This is a genomic window from Tepidiforma sp. (assembly GCF_034432735.1).
Classification (GTDB): domain Bacteria; phylum Chloroflexota; class Dehalococcoidia; order Tepidiformales; family Tepidiformaceae; genus Tepidiforma.
In genome coordinates this window covers 1-20,094 of sequence record NZ_DAOUBJ010000094.1, presented here as the reverse complement: position 1 = coordinate 20,094, position 20,094 = coordinate 1, and the positions used below count along the sequence as shown (strand labels likewise).

General features: G+C 65.5%; 13 protein-coding genes. 2 read left to right on the top strand and 11 right to left on the bottom strand.

What is annotated here, in order from left to right:
- Positions 1-84: 84 nt before the first annotated feature.
- The gene (locus tag VAE53_RS08945; protein WP_322819032.1) at positions 85-1,269 is read right to left on the bottom strand and encodes an acyl-CoA dehydrogenase family protein; all 1,185 of its coding nucleotides are present in this window, start codon (positions 1,267-1,269) and stop codon (positions 85-87) included.
- A 108-nt stretch (positions 1,270-1,377) separates the two neighbouring features.
- On the opposite strand from VAE53_RS08945, the gene VAE53_RS08940 reads away from it, so the two are divergent.
- Positions 1,378-2,559 carry an alanine--glyoxylate aminotransferase family protein gene (locus tag VAE53_RS08940; protein ID WP_322819031.1) on the top strand — a complete coding sequence of 394 codons (1,182 nt, stop codon included), beginning with the start codon at positions 1,378-1,380 and terminating at the stop codon, positions 2,557-2,559.
- Here the strand turns inward: VAE53_RS08940 and VAE53_RS08935 are convergent.
- The 8 genes from VAE53_RS08935 to ispD are packed head-to-tail and all read right to left on the bottom strand — an operon-like array spanning position 2,556 to position 10,285.
- Complete coding sequence (locus VAE53_RS08935; protein ID WP_322819030.1) at positions 2,556-3,842, bottom strand: nucleotide sugar dehydrogenase; 1,287 nt, start codon at positions 3,840-3,842, stop codon at positions 2,556-2,558. The genes VAE53_RS08940 and VAE53_RS08935 overlap by 4 nt on opposite strands.
- Positions 3,839-4,888, bottom strand: a complete 1,050-nt coding sequence (locus tag VAE53_RS08930; RefSeq protein ID WP_322819029.1) for a Gfo/Idh/MocA family oxidoreductase — start codon at positions 4,886-4,888, stop codon at positions 3,839-3,841. Before VAE53_RS08930 ends, VAE53_RS08935 begins: the two co-directional genes overlap by 4 nt.
- Before the next feature lie 4 nt (positions 4,889-4,892).
- A complete protein-coding gene (locus VAE53_RS08925; RefSeq protein ID WP_322819028.1) occupies positions 4,893-5,987 on the bottom strand; it encodes a DegT/DnrJ/EryC1/StrS family aminotransferase in 1,095 nt (364 codons plus the stop codon).
- Complete coding sequence (locus VAE53_RS08920) at positions 5,984-6,592, bottom strand: acyltransferase (protein WP_322819027.1); 609 nt, start codon at positions 6,590-6,592, stop codon at positions 5,984-5,986. Before VAE53_RS08920 ends, VAE53_RS08925 begins: the two co-directional genes overlap by 4 nt.
- Complete coding sequence (locus VAE53_RS08915; RefSeq protein ID WP_322819026.1) at positions 6,589-8,499, bottom strand: nucleoside-diphosphate sugar epimerase/dehydratase; 1,911 nt, start codon at positions 8,497-8,499, stop codon at positions 6,589-6,591. The genes VAE53_RS08920 and VAE53_RS08915 overlap by 4 nt, the downstream gene beginning before the upstream one ends.
- Positions 8,496-9,089, bottom strand: a complete 594-nt coding sequence (locus VAE53_RS08910; RefSeq protein WP_322819025.1) for a sugar transferase — start codon at positions 9,087-9,089, stop codon at positions 8,496-8,498. Before VAE53_RS08910 ends, VAE53_RS08915 begins: the two co-directional genes overlap by 4 nt.
- A gap of 51 nt (positions 9,090-9,140) precedes the next feature.
- Positions 9,141-9,614, bottom strand: coding sequence for a 2-C-methyl-D-erythritol 2,4-cyclodiphosphate synthase (gene ispF, locus VAE53_RS08905; protein WP_322819024.1), 474 nt, complete (start codon positions 9,612-9,614; stop codon positions 9,141-9,143).
- Complete coding sequence (ispD, locus tag VAE53_RS08900; RefSeq protein ID WP_322819023.1) at positions 9,611-10,285, bottom strand: 2-C-methyl-D-erythritol 4-phosphate cytidylyltransferase; 675 nt, start codon at positions 10,283-10,285, stop codon at positions 9,611-9,613. The genes ispF and ispD overlap by 4 nt, the downstream gene beginning before the upstream one ends.
- Before the next feature lie 116 nt (positions 10,286-10,401).
- On the opposite strand from ispD, the gene VAE53_RS08895 reads away from it, so the two are divergent.
- Complete coding sequence (locus VAE53_RS08895) at positions 10,402-12,312, top strand: TIGR03960 family B12-binding radical SAM protein (RefSeq protein WP_322819022.1); 1,911 nt, start codon at positions 10,402-10,404, stop codon at positions 12,310-12,312.
- A gap of 134 nt (positions 12,313-12,446) precedes the next feature.
- On the opposite strand, the gene rpoC is transcribed toward VAE53_RS08895, so the two are convergent.
- Both rpoC and VAE53_RS08885 read right to left on the bottom strand, forming a co-directional pair.
- On the bottom strand, positions 12,447-16,634 hold the full coding sequence (gene rpoC, locus VAE53_RS08890) for a DNA-directed RNA polymerase subunit beta' (protein WP_322819021.1): 4,188 nt from the start codon (positions 16,632-16,634) through the stop codon (positions 12,447-12,449).
- Positions 16,621-20,094 (bottom strand): DNA-directed RNA polymerase subunit beta (locus VAE53_RS08885; protein WP_369294044.1); only part of this gene is annotated, 3,474 nt, incomplete at its 5' end. The genes rpoC and VAE53_RS08885, both read right to left, overlap by 14 nt.

Sequence of the window (20,094 nt, the reverse complement as noted above, 5' to 3'; positions counted from 1 at the left end):
TGCGGGCGGGAGGTGAGGGCCGTGGGGATAAAAGGCGGCCGCCCCCTTGGCGGGGACGGCCGCGGATGTTCGGCTGGGTTGGTTTCAGCCGCGGGGTAGGCCGAGGCCGCGGGTGGCGATGATGTTGCGCTGGATTTCGCTGGTGCCGCCTTCGATGGTGTTGGCGACGGAGCGGAGGTACATGTATTTGATGCGGCCGCGCATGGGGGGCTTGGGGCCGTCGGTGCGTGCATCGAGCTGGCCGTAGAGGCCGAGGACTTTCATGCCGGTGCGGTAGATGCGCTGGTTGAGTTCGGTGCCGTAGAGCTTGGCGACGGCGGCTTCGTGGCCGGGGGCGACGCCTTCTTTGGCCTGGATGGAGACGATTTTGAAGCTCATCATTTGGGCGACGCCGGCCTCGACGTAGCGTTCGACGAGTTCGTGGCGGATGGCGGGGTTGTGGGCGAGGGTGCTCTGTCCGTTGGTGGTGTTTTTGCGGGCGAATTCGATGAGGTCTTCGACGGCTTGGCGGGCGCCGACGGATCCGCCGATGTTGGAGCGTTCGAAGGAGAGGGTTGTCTGGGCGAGGTACCAGCCGCGGTTTTCTTCGCCGATGATGTTGGCGCGGGGGACGCGGACGTCTTCGAAGAAGACTTCGTTGAATTCGTGGGTGTAGGCGAGGTTGACGAGCGGCCGGACGGTGATGCCGGGGCTCTTCATATCGACGATGAAGTAGGTGATGCCGCGGTGTTTGGGTGCGTCGGGGTCGGTCCGCGCGAGGAGGATCATGTATTTGGCGATGTGGCCGCCGGAGGTCCAGATTTTTTGGCCGTTGATGATGTAGTCGTCTCCGTCGCGGACGGCGCGGGTTTGGAGTGCGGCGAGGTCGGAGCCGGCGCCGGGTTCGGAGTAGCCTTGGCACCAGATGTCTTCGCCGGAGAGGATGCCGGGGAGGTATTTCTTTTTTTGTTCGTCGGTGCCGTGGACGATGAGGGTGGGGCCGGCGAAGCCGACGGCGATGCCGCCGGGACGGGGGAGGCGGGCTTCGGCGAGCTCCCAGTTGAAGATGAACTGCTGCATGACGGAGAGGCCGGCGCCGCCGTATTCCTTGGGCCAGGCGGGGGCGACCCAGCCGCGGGAGGCGAGGGCTTTGGTCCATTCTTTGCTGCCGCCGAAGAAGGCGCGTTCGCTGTCTTCGTCGCGCTGGCGGGCTTTGTGGCCTTCTTCTTGGATGAATTTGCGGACTTCGGCGCGGAACGCGGCTTCTTCCGGGGTGTCTCGGAAGTCCATGGGGGGCTACCTCGTGTGTGGTGGTAGGGGAATTGTACACGCGCGTCGAAAAATGGGCTGTGGGCGGGGTGGGAGCGCGATGATGTGGTTGGGGGTAGGATTTTGGCTATGCCGAAAGACGCGACGTTCGATCCTCCGATGCGCATTTTGATGGGGCCTGGGCCGAGTGGGGCTCATCCGCGGGTTTTGCAGGCGATGACGCGGCCGCTTTTGGGCCATTTGGACCCGGATTTTTTGCGGGCGATGGATGGCTGTCGGGCGATGTTGCGGGAGGTGATGCTGACGGGGAACGAGGTGACGCTGGCGACGCCGGGGACGGGGACGAGCGGGATGGAGGCGGCGGTGATGAATCTGGTGGAGCCGGGGGATCGGGTGGTGGTTGGGATTTGTGGGTATTTTGGGGAGCGGATCGCGCAGATGGCGGAGCGGGCGGGTGGGGAGGTGACGCGTGTGCAGTCGCCTTGGGGCGAGCCGGCGGATGTGGCGGTGGTGGAGGCTGCGGTGCGGGCGGCGGGGAATGTGAAGCTGTTGGCGATGGTGCATGCGGAGACTTCGACGGGGGCGGAGACGCCGGTGGAGCCGTTCGCGCGGATCGCGCGGGAGTCGGGGGCGCTGTTGCTGGTGGACTGTGTGACGTCGCTGGGGGGGATGCCGGTGCGGGTGGATGGGTGGGGGGCGGATGCGGTGTATTCGGGGACGCAGAAGTGTTTGAGCGCTCCGCCGGGGGTGGCGCCGATTACGTTTTCGGAGCGGGCGTGGGATGCGGTGCGTCGGCGGGAGGTTCCGTGTAATTCGTGGTATCTGGATTTGCAGCTTTTGGAGGCGTATTGGGACGAGCGGCGTGTGTATCACCATACGGCGCCGATTGCGATGATCTATGCGTTGCACGAGGCGTTGGCGCTGGTGCTGGAGGAGGGTTTGGAGGCGCGTTGGGCGCGGCACGAGCGGAATGGGCGGGCGCTGCAGGCGGGGTTGGAGGCGATGGGGTTGAGGCTCTATGCGCGGGCGGGATACCGATTGCCGGTTCTGACGACGGTGTGTATTCCGGAGGGGGTGGACGATGCGGCGGTGCGGGGCGGGCTGCTGCATCGGTTCGGGATCGAGATCGGTGGGGGGCTGGGCGAGCTGCGGGGCCGGGTGTGGCGGGTGGGGTTGATGGGGGAGAGCTCGACGGCGGGTAATGTTCTGTTGTTGTTGAATGCGCTGGGGCGGCTGCTGCGGGAGCAGGGCTTCCGGGCGGATGTGCGTGCGGGGGTGGAGGTGGCTGCGGCGCGGCTGGAGGCGGGCTAGGGGTTGGGGTGGGGTTGGGGGGTGGGTGGTCGGCCGACTCCGAGGTAGCGGACGCCGGCGGCTTCGATGGTGGTGCGATCGAGGGCGTTGCGGGCGTCGACGACGATGGGTGCGAGGCGTGCCCAGTCGAGGTGGGTGTAGCTGCGATGGTAGCTGTGGACGATGGCGGCGTGGTAGCCGGCGAGTGGTTCGGGGGCGATTTGGAAGCCGAGCGAGGCGATGCCTTCGGGGGAGAGGAGGGGGTCGTGGCCTTGGACGTGGGCGCCGAGGGCTTGGAGTTCGCGGAGGAGGTCGACGGCGTTGGTGTGGTAGGTGACGGCGATGTCGGGGCGGAAGGTGAGGCCGAGGATGAGGACGCGCTTGTTCTGGAGGCCGCCGAGGAGGGCGGCGAGCCGGCGGACGACGTAGGCGGGCATGGAATCGTTGATGGCGCGGCCGAGGGCTGAGAGGGCGGAGGGGCCTTCGCCTTGCATGAGGAAGCGTGGGTAGACGGGGATGCAGTGGCCGCCGACTCCGGTGCCGGGGATGTGGATGTGGGAGTAGGGCTGGGAGTTGGCGGCGCGGATGATTTCGGCGATGTCGAGGCCGTGGACGTCGGCGACCATGGCGAGTTCGTTGGCGAGGGCGATGTTGAGGTCGCGGTAGGCGCCTTCGGCGAGCTTTGAGAGTTCGGCGGCTTCGGCGCTGGAGAGCTGGATGACTTCGCCACCGAAGGTTTGGCGGTAGAACTGGGCGGCGAGGCGGCCGCCTTCGGGGTCGACGCCGCCGACGATTTTGGGGTAGCGGGTGAGGTCGCTGAGGACGCGGCCCATGTAGAGGCGTTCGGGGGAGAAGGCGACGTGGAGGTCGTGTCCGAGGCGGCGGCCTCCTGCTTGGAGGCGGGGTGCGAGGATGCGTCGGGTGGTGCCGACGGGGAGGGTGGTGTCGAAGATGCAGAGGGCGCCGGGCTTGAGTGCGTGGGCGACGGTTTCGGCTGCGGCGAGGAGGTGTGTGAGGTCGGCGCGGCCTTCGGCGTCGACGTCGACGCGGACGGCGAAGAGGACGACGTCGGCGCTGGCGACGCCGGCTTGGGTGTCGGTGGTGGCGCGGAAGGTGCCTTGGGCGATGGTACGGGCGAGGAGTTCGTCGAGGCCGGGTTCGTCGGGGAGGGGGTTTTCGGCGCGGGTGATGCGTTGGACGAGGTGGGTGTCGATGTCGCAGCCGGTGACGTGGTGGCCGCGGGTGGCGATGGTGAGGGCGAGGGGGAGGCCGATGCGGCCGATTCCGATGACGGCGACGTTCATGGGAGGGAGGCGACCTGGTCGAGGTGGATGGGGAGGCCGGTTTGGCCGGAGCGGACGAGGGCTTCGGCGATGGCGAGGGCGGCGATGCCGTCGGCGGGGGGGACTGGGGGTGGGCCGCCGGCGAGGATGGCGTCGCGGAAGGCTTCGAGTTCGACGCGCAGGGGTTCGCGGTTGGGGATGGGGTAGCGGGTCATGGGGCCTTCGGTGACGGAGGCGTAGGAGCCTTCTTTGGCGGCGGCGGCGTGGTTTTCGTAGAAGCAGAGGGTTTGGGCGGCGTAGTCGACGGTGAACATGCCGCGTTCGCAGAGGACGGTGAGGGTGCGTTCTTTGGTGGGGGTGAGCCAGTTGATGTCGAGGAGGCCCATGGTGCCGTTGCGGAAGCGGAGCATGCCGGCGAAGAGGTCTTCGTTGCCGGTGGCGATGTGGGAGCGTGATTCGGCGTAGACGCGTTCGACTTCGTCGTCGAGGAGGTAGCGCATGATGTCGATGTCGTGGGGGCCGAGGTCGTGGATGACGCCGACGTCGCGGATGCGGTGGGGGAAGGGGCCGACGCGGCGGGCGCGGATTTGGAGGACGCGGCCGCCCTGTCCTTGGGCGAGGCGGTGTTTGAGCTCGCGGATGGCGGGGTTGAAGCGTTCGATGTGGCCGATGGTGAGGAGGAGGCCGGTGTGGTCGGCGGCTTGGGCGATGCGCTGGGCGGCTTGGAGGTTGGCGGCGATGGGCTTTTCGACGAGGACGTGGGCGCCGGCTTGGAGGCAGTCGAGGGCGATTGGTTCGTGGAGGCCGGTGGGGACGACGACGCTGACGAGGTGGGGCTGGGTTTCGGCGAGGAGTGTTCGGTGGTTGGCGAAGCCGGGGATGGTGCGGCCGGCGATGGCGCGGCGGACGCGTTCGGGGTCGGGGTCGGCGACGCCGACGAGTTGGACGCCGGGGAGGTCGGCGAGGACGCGGGCGTGGTTGGCGCCCATGGAGCCGAGTCCGATGACGGCTGCGCGGAGGGGGTTTTCGGGGGATTCGAGGGTGGTGTGGGTTGGTTGGCTGGGCATGGGTTCAGGGGTGGAGGCTATCGAGGGTGGCTGCGATGTAGTCGATGTCTTCGGGGGCTAGGGCGGGGTGGACGGGGAGGGAGAGGACTTGGGCGGCGGCGGCTTCGGCGATGGGGTAGGTGCCTTGGCCGAGGCCGAGTTGGCGGATGATTGGCTGCTGGTGGATGGGGATGGGGTAGTGGATGGCGGTGCCGATTCCGGCTTCTTGGAGTTGTCGCTGGAGGCGATCGCGGTGGTGTGGGACGCGGATGGTGTATTGGTGGAAGACGTGGCGGTCGCCGTCGCGGACGCGGGGGGTTTCGTAGTTGTGGATGAGGCTGTTGAGGCGGGTGGCGTTGGCGATGCGGGCGTTGGTCCAGGTTTCGAGCTGTTGGAGTTGGGCGAGGCCGATGGCGGCGTTGAGGTCTTGCATGCGCCAGTTGAGGCCGAAGTGGTCGTGGTGGTAGCGGGTTTGTTGGCCGTGGTTGCGGATGAGGCGGGCGCGGTGGGCGATGTCGTCGTCGTTGGTGGTGATGATGCCGCCTTCGCCGGTGGTCATGTTTTTGGTGGGGTAGAAGCTGAAGCAGCCTGTGCCGAAGGTGCCGACGGGGCGGCCGGCGTGTTGGGCGCCGTGGGCTTGGGCGGCGTCTTCGATGAGGGCGAGGTCGAAGTCTTCGGCGAGTTCGGCGAGTTGGGCGATGCGTGCGGGGTGTCCGTAGAGGTGGACGGGGAGGATGGCTCTGGTGCGTTCGGTGATGGCGTCTTCGACTTTTTCGGGGTCGAGGTTGAGGTCGAAGGGGTCGATGTCGACGAAGATGGGGGTGGCTCCGCAGGCGATGATGCTGGTGGCGGTGGCGATGAAGCTGAAGGGGGTGGTGATGACTTCGTCGCCGGGGCCGATGCCGTGGGCTTGGAGGGCGACGATGAGGGCTGCGGTGCCGCTGTTGACGGCGATGGCGTGACGGGTGCCGATGTAGTCGGCGAAGGCGCGTTCGAAGGCTTCGACGCGGGGGCCGGCGGCGAGTTGGCCGGTTTCGAGGACTTCGATGACGGCGCGTTTTTCGGCTTCGCCGATGTGGGGGCGGGCGATGGGGATGAAGGGGCGAGGGACGGCGGTCATTTGGCCTCCGGGGTGGGGACTGGTTGGAGGATGGGGGGTGCATCGCCGATGAGGCGGTAAGGTTGCTGGCAGTGGGGGCAGGTGAGGTCGGCGGGGAGTGGGCGGGCGCAGGTGCAGACCCAGCCGAGCTGGCGGGCGGGGTTGCCGGCGACGAGGGCGTGGTCGGGGATGGTGTGGGTGACGACGGAGCCGGCTGCGACGAGGGCCCAGCGGCCGATGGTGAGGCCGGGGAGGATGACGGACCGGGCTCCGATGGCGGCGCCGTACTGGACGAGGGTGCCGGTGAGTTCCCAGTCGGTGGCGGTTTTGAGGGTGCCGTCGGGGTTGATGGCGCGGGGGTAGCGGTCGTTGGTGAGGATGACTGCGGGGCCGATGAAGACGCCGTCTTGGAGGGTGTTGCCTTCGTAGATGCAGGCGTAGTTTTGGATTTTGCAGTTGGCGCCGATGTGGACGTGGGCGCCGATGTAGGCGCCTTTGCCGATGATGGTGCGGGGGCCGATGGTGGCGTGTTCGCGGATTTGGGCCTGGTGCCAGATGCTGGCGCCGGGGCCGATGGTGGCGGTGGGTGAGACTTCGGCGGTGGGGTGGATGCGGGGTTGGCTCACGAGGGGAGGGCCTCGCTTTCGGGGGCGTCGGCTTGGGCGTTGGTTCGGTGGTGGGTGTAGCGGCGGGCGACGAGGTGGATGCGGCGGCGGACTTCTTCGGGGTCGTGCCACATGATTTGGCGGATTTCGTCGATGAGGCGGAGGATTTCGGGCTCGGTGATGTCGACGGTGGCGGTGAGGCGCATGACTTTGGGGTGGGTGGTGGGCTGGAGGTGTTCGAAATCGGCGACGAGTTCTTCGCGGAGTTTTTCGCCGGGGCGCGGGCCGGTGAAGACGACTTGGATGTCGTGGCCGGGGCGGAGTCCGCGGAGGCGGATCATGCGTTCGGCGAGCTCGAGGATGTTGATCTCTTCGCCCATGTCTAGCATGTAGATGTCGCCATGGCCGCCGAAGGTGCCGGCCTGGATGACGAGGGAGACGGCTTCGGGGATGGAGATGAAGTAGCGCTGCATTTCGGGGTGCATGACGGTGACGGGGCCGCCACGTTCGATTTGTTTGAGGAAGGTGGGGACGACGGAGCCGCGCGAGCCCATGACGTTGCCGAAGCGGACGGCGGCGAAGCGGGTGCGGGTGGATTGGCGGGCGAGGGCGATGATGAGGAGTTCGGCGATGCGTTTGGTGGCTCCCATGATGCTGCTGGGGCGGACGGCTTTGTCGGTGGAGATGAGGACGAAGGTGCCGACGCCGAATTCGCGGGCGGCGCTGGCGCAGTTGAGGGTGCCGAGGACGTTGACGCGGAAGGCTTCGGCGGGGTGTTCTTCCATGAGGGGGACGTGTTTGAGGGCGGCGGCGTGGTAGACGAGGTCGGGCCGGGTTTGGGCGTAGATTTCGCGGACGCGGGGTTCGTCGGCGATGTTGGCGACCCAGAGGCGGATGGTGGTTTCGGGGGAGACGCCGGTGAGTTCGAGGGAGAGGTCGTGGAGGCCGGTTTCGTTGTTGTCGAGGAGGTGGAGTTGGCGTGGGCGGAAGGTGAGGACTTGGCGGCAGAGTTCGGAGCCGATGGAGCCGGCGGCGCCGGTGACGAGGACGACTTTGTCGCGGACGGATTGGCTACAGGCGGCGAAGTCGACTTGGACGGGTTCGCGGCCGAGGAGGTCGTCGAGGGTGATTTCGCGGAGGGTGTCGTGGGGGTGGCCGAGGACCCAGTTGTCGACGCCGGGGACCATGCGGACGGGGATGTTTCGGCGCTGGCAGGTGGCGACGATGTTGCGGACGAGGTGTCCGGCTGGCCGGTCGAGGGCGATGGCGACGATTTCGGCATCCATGCGTTCGAGGATGTGGTCGAGTTCTTCGATGGTGCCGTGGACTTTGAGGCCGTGGATGCGGTGATGGAGGAGGCGGGGGTCGTCGTCGATGTATCCGACGGGCTGGTAGGGGAGGTTGGGGTTGGCCTGGAGTTCGCGGGCGAGGAGTTGCCCGGTGTGGCCGGCGCCGACGATGAGGAGCCGGCGTTCGCCGGTGTTGGCCCATGGGAGGCGGACGAGGAGCCGGGTTCGCATTTTGACGACGGCCATGCCGGGGAAGGCGAGGGCGCCGGTGATGAGGATGACGGAGAGGGGGAGCAGGCGTTCTTCGAGCCAGAGGTTGATGCTGAAGAGGAGGAGGGTGACGAGGGCGACGGGCCGGAAGAGGCCGATGATGTCGCCGATGCTGCCGTAGGCCCAGACGGTGCGGTAGACGCCGAAGATGAGGTTGCCGAGGACGTAGGCGGCTGCGATGAGGGGGAAGATGCGGATGACGAATTCGGCGTTGCGGCGGGGGACGTCGGCGTCGAAGCGGAGGAGCATGGCGCAGGTGACTGCGGCGGCGACGACGCCGATGTCGAGGGCGATGGCGAGGGCTGTGGCGAGGGGGTCGCCGGGGGCGAGGCGGTGGAGGCTGGCGAGTGGGTGGTTGCGGCGGCTCATCGGGCGCCGCTCCGTTGGAGGACTGCGAGTATGGTTTTCAGGAGGATTGCGATGTCGCCGCGGAGGGTGTGGTTATCCACGTAGGTGAGATCGTAGGTAATCGTTTCGTCATAGGTCAAATCCGATCGGCCGTTGAGCTGGGCGAGTCCGGTGATGCCGGGGGGGACTTGGTGGCGGCGGTGGTAGTGCGGGGGGTATTGGGCGACGATTTCGGGGATTTCGGGCCGGGGTCCGACGAGGCTCATGGTTCCTTGGAGGACGTTGAGGAGGTTGGGGAGTTCGTCGATGGAGGTGCGGCGCATGAGGGCGCCGAGGCGGGTGATGCGGGGGTTGGGTTGGTCGGGTGGGTTGAAGATGAAGGTTTTGAAGTCGTGGATGTGGTAGTGGTGGTTTTGGCCGGGTGGGGGGTGGTGCATGGTGCGGAGTTTGTAGATGGTGAATGGTTTGCCGTCTTTGCCGATTCGGGTTTGGAGGAAGAGGGGGTTGCCGCGGAGGTCGATGGCGAGGAGGAGGGCGGCGATGAGGGTGATGGGTACCCAGAGGGGTGCGGTGAGCAGGACGAGGCCGATGTCGAGGAGCCGTTTGCCCACGGTTCAAGCCTAGCTGTGTCTGGGGCTACGGGCACGATGGTGGGGTGGTGCTCATTGGTGGAGGAGGACGACGGCGATGGCGGCGATGGCTTCGCCACGGCCGACGGCGTCGAGGCCTTCGCTGGTTTTGGCTTTGATGCTGATGGTGGAGATGTCGACGCCGGCGATGGCGGCGATGCGTTCTCGGATGTGGGGGATGTAGGGGGCGAGGCGTGGGCGTTCGGCGCGGATGGTGGCGTCGATGTTGCCGAGTGTCCAGCCGGTTTGGCGGGCGAGGCGGAGGGCGGTGCGTAGGAAGTCGGCGCTATCGGCGTGGGCGTGGCGTGGGTCGTTGGGGGGGAAGTGGTGGCCGATGTCGCCGAGGGCGGCGGCTCCGAGGATGGCGTCGGTGATGGCGTGGAGGAGGACGTCGGCGTCGCTGTGACCGCGGAGGCCGGGGCCTTCTTCGATGATGACGCCGCCGAGGATGAGGGTGCGGCTGTCGTCGGTGGGGTGGATGTCTTCGCCGATGCCGACGCGGATCATGGGGCGGGCTCCCGTGTGGTGAGGATTCGAGCGGCGAGCTCGAGGTCGATGGGGCGGGTGATTTTGAGGTTGTCGTGGCTGCTTTCGACGACGGTGCATTGGAGGCCGAGGCGGCTGAGCATGGCGGCGTCGTCGGTTTCGTCGTTGTCGGAGGTGGCGGCGGCTTGGAGCCAGGCTTGGCGGAGGACGACTTGGGGGGTTTGGGCGGCCCAGAGGTGGGCGCGGTCGGGGTGGGCGGTGATGATGCCGTGGTGGACTTCTTTGATGGTGTCGGTGACGGGTACGGCGGCGATGGCTCCGGGGCGTCCTTGGGCTGCGGCGATGACGCGTTGGATGAGGGTGGGGGTGACGAGGGGCCGGGCGCCGTCGTGGATGGCGACGTAGGTGGTGGTGGTGGCGCGGAGTCCGGCTTCGACGCTGTCGCGCCGGCGGGGGCCTCCGGTGACGATGCGCCAGTTGGCGTGGGGGCATGTGCGGGCGGCGATCTGGTGGTATTCGGCTTCGCGGCCGGGCGCTGCGACGATGATGAGGTTGCCGAGGCCGCTGGTGGCTTGGAAGGCGGCGAGTGTCCAGGCGATGACGGGGCGGCCGAGGAGGTTGGCGGTGAGTTTGTCGGCGGGGCCGAAGCGGCTGGAGGAGCCGGCGGCGACGATGACGGCGTCGGTTGGCATGGGGTTGAGTATGGCGTGGGGTGAGGTATCGGTCAGGGGGTTGGGGTGGTGGTTGTTGGCTGGTAGTATGGTTGTTTGCCTGCGGTGCTGCTCACCCTCTGGATGGAGGTGGCGAGATGCCAGTTGTGTCTATCGATGGTTTGCTCCGGCGGGTTTCGAAGCCGTCGCGGTATACGGGTGGGGAGTGGAACAGTGTGGTGAAGGATTGGTCGGCGGTGGATGTGCGGTTTGCGCTGGCCTATCCGGATGCGTACGACGTTGGGATGTCGAATATGGGGCTGGGGATTCTGTATGACATTTTGAATGGGATGGAGGATGTGGCGTGTGAGCGGGTGTTCGCGCCTTGGGTGGATATGGAGGGGGAGATGCGGCGGGCGGGGGTTCCGCTCTGGAGTTTGGAGTCGCGGCGTCCGTTGCGGGAGTTCGATGTGGTGGGGTTCACGCTGCAGTACGAGATGACGTACACGAATGTTTTGAACATGCTGGATTTGGCGGGGATTCCGGTGTTGGCGCGGGATCGGTCGGATGGGGACCCGATCGTGATCGCGGGGGGGAGTGGGGCGTTCAATCCGGAGCCGATGGCGTTGTTTTTCGATGCGTTCGTGCTGGGGGAGGGTGAGGAGGCGGTGGTGGAGCTTGCGGAGTTGGTGCGTGTTTGGAAGCGTGAGGGGACGCCGCGCGAGGGCCGTCTGCGGGATTTGTTGGGGATGCCCGGGGTGTATGTGCCGGCGTTCTATGCGCCGCGATACGACGATGCGGGGCATTTTGCGGGGCTGGAGCCGTTGTTGCCGGAGGCGCCGATGGTGATTCGGCGGCGGATTGTGGAGCGGCTGCCGCGGCCGCTGGTGAGGCCGATCGTGCCGTTTTTGCAGACGGTGCACGACAGGGCGGCGGTGGAGATTCAGCGGGGGTGTACGCAGGGGTGTCGTTTTTGTCAGGCTGGGATGATTTACCGGCCGACGCGGGAGCGTTCGCCGGCGGAGGTGGTGCAGGCGGCTGCGGAGTTGATGGCGAATACGGGCTACGATGAGCTTTCGCTGTTGTCGCTGAGTACGACGGACCACAGTGAGATTGTGCCGATGGTGGAGGCGCTGACGGAGCGGTTCCCGAATTTGCGGATCAGTCTGCCGAGTACGCGGGTGGATTCGTTTTCGGTGGATGTGGCGAATGTGATTGCGAAGGGGAAGAAGCACACGTTGACGCTGGCGCCGGAGGCGGGTTCGCAACGGTTGCGGAATGCGATCAATAAGTTGGTGAGCGATGCGGATCTGTTGGGGGCGGTGGAGAATGCGTTCCAGCGGGGTTGGACGGGGATCAAGATGTATTTCATGGTGGGGCTGCCGACGGAGACGATGGAGGATATCGAGGGGATTGTGGAGCTGGGGAGGCAGGTGAGGGCGATCGGGAGGAGGTATGTCGGTGGCCGGGCGCGGGTGCGGGTGAGTACGAGCAATTTGGTGCCGAAGCCGCATACGCCGTTCCAGTGGGCGCGGCAGGATACGGCGGAGGAGTTGGAGCCGAAGCACTTTTTGTTGAAGGATGGCTGCCGGGCGGCGGGGGTGGAGTTCAGTTGGAACGATCCGCGGGATAGTTTTGTGGAGGCGGTGCTTTCGCGGGGGGACCGGCGGGTTGCGGAGGCGGTGTTGGAGGCTTGGCGCCGGGGTGCGAGGTTCGATGCGTGGAGTGAGTTTTTCCGGTTCGAGGTGTGGCAGGAGGCGTTCGCTGCGGTGGGGGTGGATCCGGGGTGGTTTGCGCATCGGGAGTGGGATACGCGGGAGCCGCTGCCTTGGGACCATGTGGATTGTGGGGTGACGAAGGCGTATCTGCGGGGTCAGTGGCAGGCTGTGGTTTCGAATCGGACGGTTGGGGATTGCCATCATGGGGCGTGCAATGTCTGCGGGATGCAGAATTTCGATGCGCTTCGGGGTGAGCGGGGGGTGGCGGATTGTGTGATGAAGGTGGGGCAATTGGCGGAGTTGCGCCGGGGGGCGAGGAGGGTGGATGGGGAGCTGCTGGAGTTGGTGTAGTCTGGTGTAGTTCTTTGGTGTAGTTCTGGAGCCGGGGCAGGCGCGGGGCGGTGGGGGTTGGTCGGGGGATGCTGAACGGGCGGGTCCGGGTGGACCCGCCCGTTGGCTGGTTGGGGCTGGTTGTTGGGTGGCGGCTAGGCTTCGTCGTCTTCGTCGTCTTGGTCGTCGTTGCCGATGAGGAGGTCGTCGTCGTCGAGGTCGTCGTCGAGGAGGCCGACGGCGGTGCGGCGGCGTGCGGCGCCGGCTTCGCGTTCGGCGAGGTGGCGTTCGAGTTCGTCTTCTTCGTCGAGGAGGAGGGATTCGGGGACGTCGAGATCGCCGTAGGTTTGGAGTTTGGGGACGGTGATTTCGGCGCGGGCTGGGATGAGTTTGCCGATGATGACGTTTTCTTTGAGGCCTTGGAGGCGGTCGACGGCGCCTTCGATGGCGGCGTTGGTGAGGACGCGGGTGGTTTCTTGGAAGGAGGCGGCGGCGAGCCAGCTGTCGGTGTTGAGGGAGGCTTTGGTGACGCCGAGGAGGACTGGGGTGGCGGTGGCGGGTTCGCCGCCTTCGGCGATGATTTGGTTGTTGATTTCGTCGAATTTGCGGCGGTCGACGAGGTCGCCGGGGAGGAGGCCGGTGTCGCCGGGGTGGTCGACTTTGACGCGGCGGAGCATTTGTCGGGTGATGACTTCGATGTGTTTGTCGTTGATGTTGACGCCTTGGGATTTGTAGACCTTTTGGACTTCTTCGACCATGTATTTGCGGACGGCGTCGCGGCCTTGGATGTGGAGGATGTGTTGGGGGTTTTTGGCGCCTTCGGTGAGTTGGTCGCCGGCGTAGACCATTTGGCCGTCTTCGACGAGGAGGCGGGCTGCTGCGGGGATGGGGTATTCGCGTTCTTCGCGGTCTTCGTAGATGACTTGGATTTTGTTTTTGTTGACGATGCGGACGGTGCCGCCGATGCGTGCGAGGATGGGCTGGGTGGGGAGTTGGGATTCTTTGGGTGTGGGGGGCTGGGCGATGGGTGCGCCGGCGATGATGCGGTCGCCGTCTTTGACGAGGAGTTCGGCTTTGGGTGGGATGTCGTAGTCTTCGACGAGGGTGTCGACGTTGGTGACGCGGACGATGCGGCGGTCGTTTTCGATGTGGATTTCGACGATGCCGTCGGTTTCGCTGATGATGGCTTCGCCTTTGGGTGCGCGGGCTTCGAAGAGTTCTTCGACGCGGGGGAGGCCGCTGGTGATGTCGGTCTGGGAGGCGACGCCGCCGGTGTGGAAGGTGCGCATGGTGAGCTGGGTGCCGGGCTCGCCGATGGATTGGGCGGCGATGATGCCGGTGGCGGTGCGGAGCCGGACGAGTTCGCCGCGGGCGAGGTCGCGGCCGTAGCAGAGTTGGCAGAGGCCGCGTTCGGCTTCGCAGGACATGGGGGTGCGGACGAAGACGCGGCGGATGCTGCGGCGCTCGATTTCTTCGGCGACGGTTTCGTCGATTTCTTGGTTGCGCTGGCAGAGGATTTCGCCGGTGGTTTCGTCGACGATGTCGATGGCGGCGTAGCGGCCGATGATGCGTGCGCGGAGGGGTTCGAGGCTGTCGCGTTCGTCTTGTTCGATCCAGAGGCCGGCGGTGGTGCCGCAGTCTTCTTCGAGGATGATGACGTCTTGGGCGACGTCGATGAGGCGGCGGGTGAGGTAGCCGGAGTCGGCGGTGCGAAGGGCGGTGTCGGCGAGGCCTTTGCGGGCGCCGTGGGTGGAGATGAAGTATTCGAGGACGGAGAGGCCTTCGCGGAAGGAGCCGCGGATGGGGAGTTCGATGACTTTGCCGTTGGGGTCGGCCATGAGGCCGCGCATGCCGGCCATTTGGCGGATCTGGGTGATGTTGCCTTTGGTGCCGGAGGAGGCCATGTAGTGGAGGGAGCCGTACTCGTGCATGTGGTCTTTGATGGTTTTTTCGATTTGGCTGGTGGTTTCGGCCCAGATGGCGACGGTGCCTTCGTACCGTTCTTCTTCGGTGATGAGGCCCATTTGGTATTGTTCCATGAGGGCATCGACTTTGCGGTCGGCTTCGGCGAGGAGTTCGGTTTTGTTTTTGGGGACTTGGATTTCGTGGACGGCGATGGTGATGCCGCTGCGGGTGGCGTGGTGGAAGCCGACGGCTTTGATGCGGTCGACGATTTCTCCGGTGCGTTCGCCGCCGAGGGTGCGGTAGCACATGGCGACGACTTTGCGGAGGTTGGGGCGGTCCATGTTGAGGTTTTGGAAGGGGAGTTCTGGGGGGAGGATTTCGTTGAAGATGATGCGGCCGACGGTGGTTTGGATGATGTGGGTTCCGGGGGTGCCGTCGGGGCGGGTGGGTGGTTGGGTGATGGTGCCGTTTTCGCCCATGATGGTGCGGTCGGTGCGGACGCGGATGGGGGCGCGCATGTCGATGAGGCCGAGGTCGTAGGCGAGGCGGGCTTCGTCGAAGGAGCCGTAGAGGCCTTGGATTGGGCGTCCGTTTTCTTCGCGGTAGGCGCCGCGGCCGTTTGGGTCGATGTCGGTCATGTAGTAGCAGCCGAGGACCATGTCGAGGGAGGGTGCGACGATGGGGTCTCCGCTGGCGGGGGAGAGGAGGTTTTTGGTGGACATCATGACTTGGGTGGCTTCGGCGACGGCTTCGCGGCTGAGGGGGACGTGGACGGCCATTTGGTCGCCGTCGAAGTCGGCGTTGAAGGCTGCGCAGACGAGGGGGTGGAGTTGGATGGCGGAGCCTTCGATGAGGACGGGTTGGAAGGCTTGGATGCCGAGCCGGTGGAGGGTGGGGGCGCGGTTGAGGAGGACGGGGCGGTTGCGGATGACTTCGTCGAGGACGTCCCAGACTTCGGGGCGGGCGCGTTCGACGATCCGTTTGGCGCTTTTGATGTTGTGGGCGAGGCCTTTGGCGACGAGGGAGTGCATGACGAAGGGTTTGAAGAGTTCGAGGGCCATGCGTTTGGGGAGGCCGCACTGGTGAAGTTTGAGTTCGGGGCCGACGACGATGACGGAGCGGCCGGAGTAGTCGACGCGTTTGCCGAGGAGGTTCTGGCGGAAGCGGCCTTGTTTGCCTTTGAGCATGTCGGAGAGGCTTTTGAGTTTGTGGTTGCCGGAGCCTGAGACGGCGCGGCCGCGGCGGCCGTTGTCGATGAGGGAGTCGACGGCCTCTTGGAGCATGCGTTTTTCGTTGCGGATGATGATTTCGGGTGCGCCGAGGTCGAGGAGGCGCTTGAGGCGGTTGTTGCGGTTGATGACGCGGCGGTAGAGGTCGTTGAGGTCGCTGGTGGCGAAGCGCCCGCCGTCGAGCTGGACCATGGGGCGGAGGTCGGGCGGGAGGACGGGGAGGACTTGGAAGATCATCCACTCGGGTTTGTTGCCGGAGTTGCGGAGGGCTTCGACGACGTTGAGCCGTTTGGTGGCTTTTTTGCGGCGCATGCCGGAGGCGGCGAGGATTTCTTGTTTGAGTTTGGCGCGGAGGGCGTCGAGGTCGAGCCGCTGGAGGACGTGGAGGACGGCTTCGGCGCCCATGGCGGCTTTGAAGATGTGGCCGAACATGTCGGAGAGTTCGCGGTAGCGGCTTTCGGTGAGGAGGACGATTTCGTCGTCGCGAACGGGGTCGCGGAGGGATTCGAGGTCGCGCAGGCGTTCGCGGAATTGTTCTTCGACTTCTTGCCGGATTTGTTGTTCGCGTTGCTGGAGGGGGCTGAGTTCGTCGTAGAGGGTGGCTTTGGTGTCTTCGAGGGCGGTGTCGGCGAGGAGGGCTTCTTGTTCTTTGAGTTTTTCGGTTTCTTTGTCGAAGGCTTCGAGGCGTTTGCGGCCTTCGCGTTCGACTTTGCCGATTTGGGCGGTGGTGATTTTGGCGCCGGCTTCGAGGATGGTGTCGCCGAGGATTTGGATGGGGCTTTCGAGGGTGGTGCCGCGGGCGGCGGTGACGGTTTCGATGGCGCGCAGGATGGCGGCTTCGAGGGCGTCGCGGGAGATTTGGCGTTCGGCTTGGATTTGGGCTTGTTTTTCGGCGACTCGGGCTTGGAGTTGGCGGTGGGCTTCTTGGAGTTGGGCTTCGAGTTGTTCGCGCCGGGGGCGGATTTCGGCGAGGCGTTCGGCGAGGAGGTCGTCGAGTTCGCGTTGGAGGCGCTGGATTTCGGTGTTTTTGGCGGCCTCGTCGACTTCGGTGATCATGTATTGGGCGAAGTAGAGGACGCGCTCGAGGTTGCGGGGGGAGATGTCGAGGAGGAGCCCGAGTTTGGAGGGTGTGCCTTTGACGAACCAGATGTGGCTGACGGGGCTGGCGAGTGCGATTCGGATCTGGTTGAAGTCGTTAACTTCGAGCATTGAAGAAATCCTCCTCGCGTTCGAATCCGGTGAGGTTGAGGCCGAGCTCGGGCAGGTCGTTGCTGGTGTCGTCGACGAAGGAGACGGAGCTGCCTTGGTCGTTGGAGACTTCGACGGCGAGGCCGAGGCTCTGGAGCTCTTTGACGAGGACTTTGAAGGATTCGGGGACGCCTGGTTCGATGACTTCTTCGCCTTTGACGATGGCTTCGTAGGTTTTGACGCGGCCGACGACGTCGTCGGATTTGACGGTGAGGAGTTCTTGGAGGATGTGGGCGGCGCCGTAGGCTTCGAGGGCCCAGACTTCGATTTCGCCGAAGCGCTGGCCGCCGAATTGGGCTTTGCCGCCGAGGGGTTGTTGGGTGATGAGGCTGTAGGGGCCGGTGCTGCGGGCGTGGATTTTGTCTTCGACGAGGTGGATGAGTTTGAGCATGTAGATGTAGCCGACGGTGACGGGCTGGTCGAAGGGTTCGCCGGTGCGGCCGTCGTAGAGGCGCATTTTGCCGAAGAGGGGTGGGGGGATGTTGGTTTGGCGGTAGACGTGGTTGGCGAGTTCGTCGAGCTGTTGGCGGGTGAGTTGGCCTTTGGGGATGGGGGGTTGGCCGGTTTCGGTTCGGTGGCGGTTGAGCCAGATTTCGAGGCAGGCGCGGGCGGGGGCGCCGTCTTGGGGGTTGGTGTAGATGGTTTCGGGGTCGTAGCCTTGTTGGGCGATCCAGGTTTCGAGGCGCTCGGGGTCGAAGCCGCGGTCGCGCGGGTCGATGTAGTAGTAGGCGCCGGCTTCGTGGGCCATCCAGGCGAGGGCGAGGGCGTCGTCGATTTCGTAGTCGCGGGCGCCGTCGAAGACGGGGCTGATGGCGCGGAAGCCGAGGGTGTTGGCGGCCCAGCCGAGGTGGGTTTCGAGGACTTGGCCGATGTTCATGCGGCTGGGGACGCCGATGGGGTTGAGGATGATGTCGACGGGGGTTCCGTCTTCGAGGTAGGGCATGTCTTCGCGTGGGAGGATGCGGCTGATGACGCCTTTGTTGCCGTGGCGGCCGGCCATTTTGTCGCCTTCGGAGATTTTGCGCCGCTGGGCGATGGAGACGCGGACGAGTTTGTTGACGCCGGCGGGGAGGCTGTCGTGGTTGTTGCGGTCGAAGACTTTGACGTCGATGACTTTGCCGCGTTCGCCGTGGGGGACGCGGAGGGAGGTGTCTTTGGTTTCGCGGGCTTTTTCGCCGAAGATGGCGCGGAGGAGTTTTTCTTCGGCGGTGAGTTCGGTTTCGCCTTTGGGGGTGACTTTGCCGACGAGGATGTCGCCTTCGCGGACTTCGGCGCCGATGCGGATGATGCCGTCTTCGTCGAGCTGGCTGAGGGCTTCTTCGCCGACGTTGGGGATGTCGCGGGTGATTTCTTCGTCGCCGAGTTTGGTTTGGCGGGCTTCGATTTCGTGTTTTTCGATGTGGATGGAGGTGAATTTGTCTTCGCGGACGAGGTTTTCGGAGAGGATGATGGCGTCTTCGAAGTTGTAGCCTTCCCAGCTCATGAAGGCGCAGAGGATGTTCTGCCCGAGGGCGAGGTCGCCGCCTTGGGTGCTGGAGCTGTCGATGATGGGCTGGCCTTTGGTGATGCGTTGGCCGCGGAAGACGATGGGGCGTTGGTTGAGGCAGGTGCCTTGGTTGGAGCGGGTGAATTTGGTGAGGCGGTAGGTGCGGCTGTTGTGGCCGGGGTCGGTGTTGAGGTGGGGCTCGTCGTAGCGGATTTTGATGTGGGTGCCGGTGGCTTCGAGGACTTCGCCGTCGCCTTCGGCGAGGGTGACGTGGCCGGAGTCGACGGCTGCGCGGCGTTCCATGCCGGTGCCGACGAGGGGGACTTCGGGGCGGACGAGGGGGACGGCTTGGCGCTGCATGTTGGCGCCCATGAGTGCGCGGTTGGCGTCGTCGTGTTCGAGGAAGGGGATGAGGGCGGAGGCGACGGAGACCATTTGTTTGGGTGAGACGTCGATGTAGTCGACTTCGACGGGGGGGACGGTCATGAATTTTTCGAATTGGCGGACTTCGACGCGTTCGTCGATGAAGTGGCCTTGGCTGTCGATGCGGGTGTTGGCTTGGCCGACTTTGAAGCGGTCTTCTTCGTCGGCGGTGAGGTAGACGATTTCGTTGGAGACCCAGGGCTGGATGGCGACCATGCGCCCGGCGGCGGCGAGTTTTTGGGCGAGGGTGGTGTCGATGTGGGTGCCGGCGGTGGCGATGGGGGTGCCGTCGGGGTGGAGGGCGTCTTCGCGGAGGATGCGGCCGATGAGGTTGGGGTCGTCGGAGAGCATTTCGCGGTAGACGCGGCGGTAGGGGGTTTCGATGAAGCCGAATTTGTTGAGGCGTGCGTAGGTGGCGAGGGAGCCGATGAGGCCGATGTTGGGGCCTTCGGGGGTTTCGATGGGGCAGATGCGCCCGTAGTGGCTGTGGTGGACGTCGCGGACGTCGAAGCCGGCGCGGTCGCGGGAGAGGCCGCCGGGGCCGAGGGCGGAGAGGCGGCGTTTGTGGTTGAGTTCGGAGAGGGGGTTGGTCTGGTCCATGAATTGGGAGAGTTGGCTGCCGCCGAAGAATTCTTTCATGGCGGCGACGACGGGGCGGATGTTGATGAGGGCGCTGGGGGTGGCTTCTTCGGGGTCGGTGATGGTCATCCGTTCGCGGACGACGCGCTCCATGCGGAGGAGGCCGACGCGGAATTGTTGTTGGATGAGTTCGCCGACGGCGCGGACGCGGCGGTTGCCGAGGTGGTCGATGTCGTCGTGGTGGCCGCGGCCGTTGTTGATGTTGATTTGTTCGCGGACGATGGCGACGAGGTCGTAGGGGCGGAGCCAGCGCTGGTCGGTTGGTTCTTCGAGTTCGAGGCGTTTGTTGAGTTTGTGGCGGCCGACGCGCCCTAGGTCGTATCGGCGGGAGTCGAAGAAGAGGGTTTTGAGGAGGTTGCGGGCGTTTTCGGCGGTGGGTGGGTCGCCGGGGCGGATTTTGCGGTAGAAGTCGAGCAGGGCTTCGTGTTTGTTGGGGATGCCGGGCTCGCGGGTTTCTTTGCTGATGGTGGTGAGGATGTATTGGCGGATGTCGCTGGTGTCGACGGCTTCGAACATGGCGATGAGGCGCTCGTCGGTGCCGAGCTGGGTTTCGAGGTCGCGCAGGGCGGCTTCGCGGGCGCGTTCGTCGCCGGTGTCGTGGGCGCGCCAGTATTTTTCGAAGGCGGGGTTGTTGCGGTCTCCGGGGACGAGGCCGGGGAGGTCGATGGCGCGGATGAAGGTGGTGACGGGGACTTTGCGTTTGCGGTCGACTTTGACGTAGAGGACGTCGCGGTTGGAGGTTTCGAATTCGAGCCAGGCGCCGCGGGCGGGGATGAGTTTGGCGTTGCAGAGGCGTTTGCCGGTGGCCTGGTCGGTTTCGATGGTGTAGTAGACGCCGGGGGAGCGGACGAGTTGGGAGACGACGACGCGTTC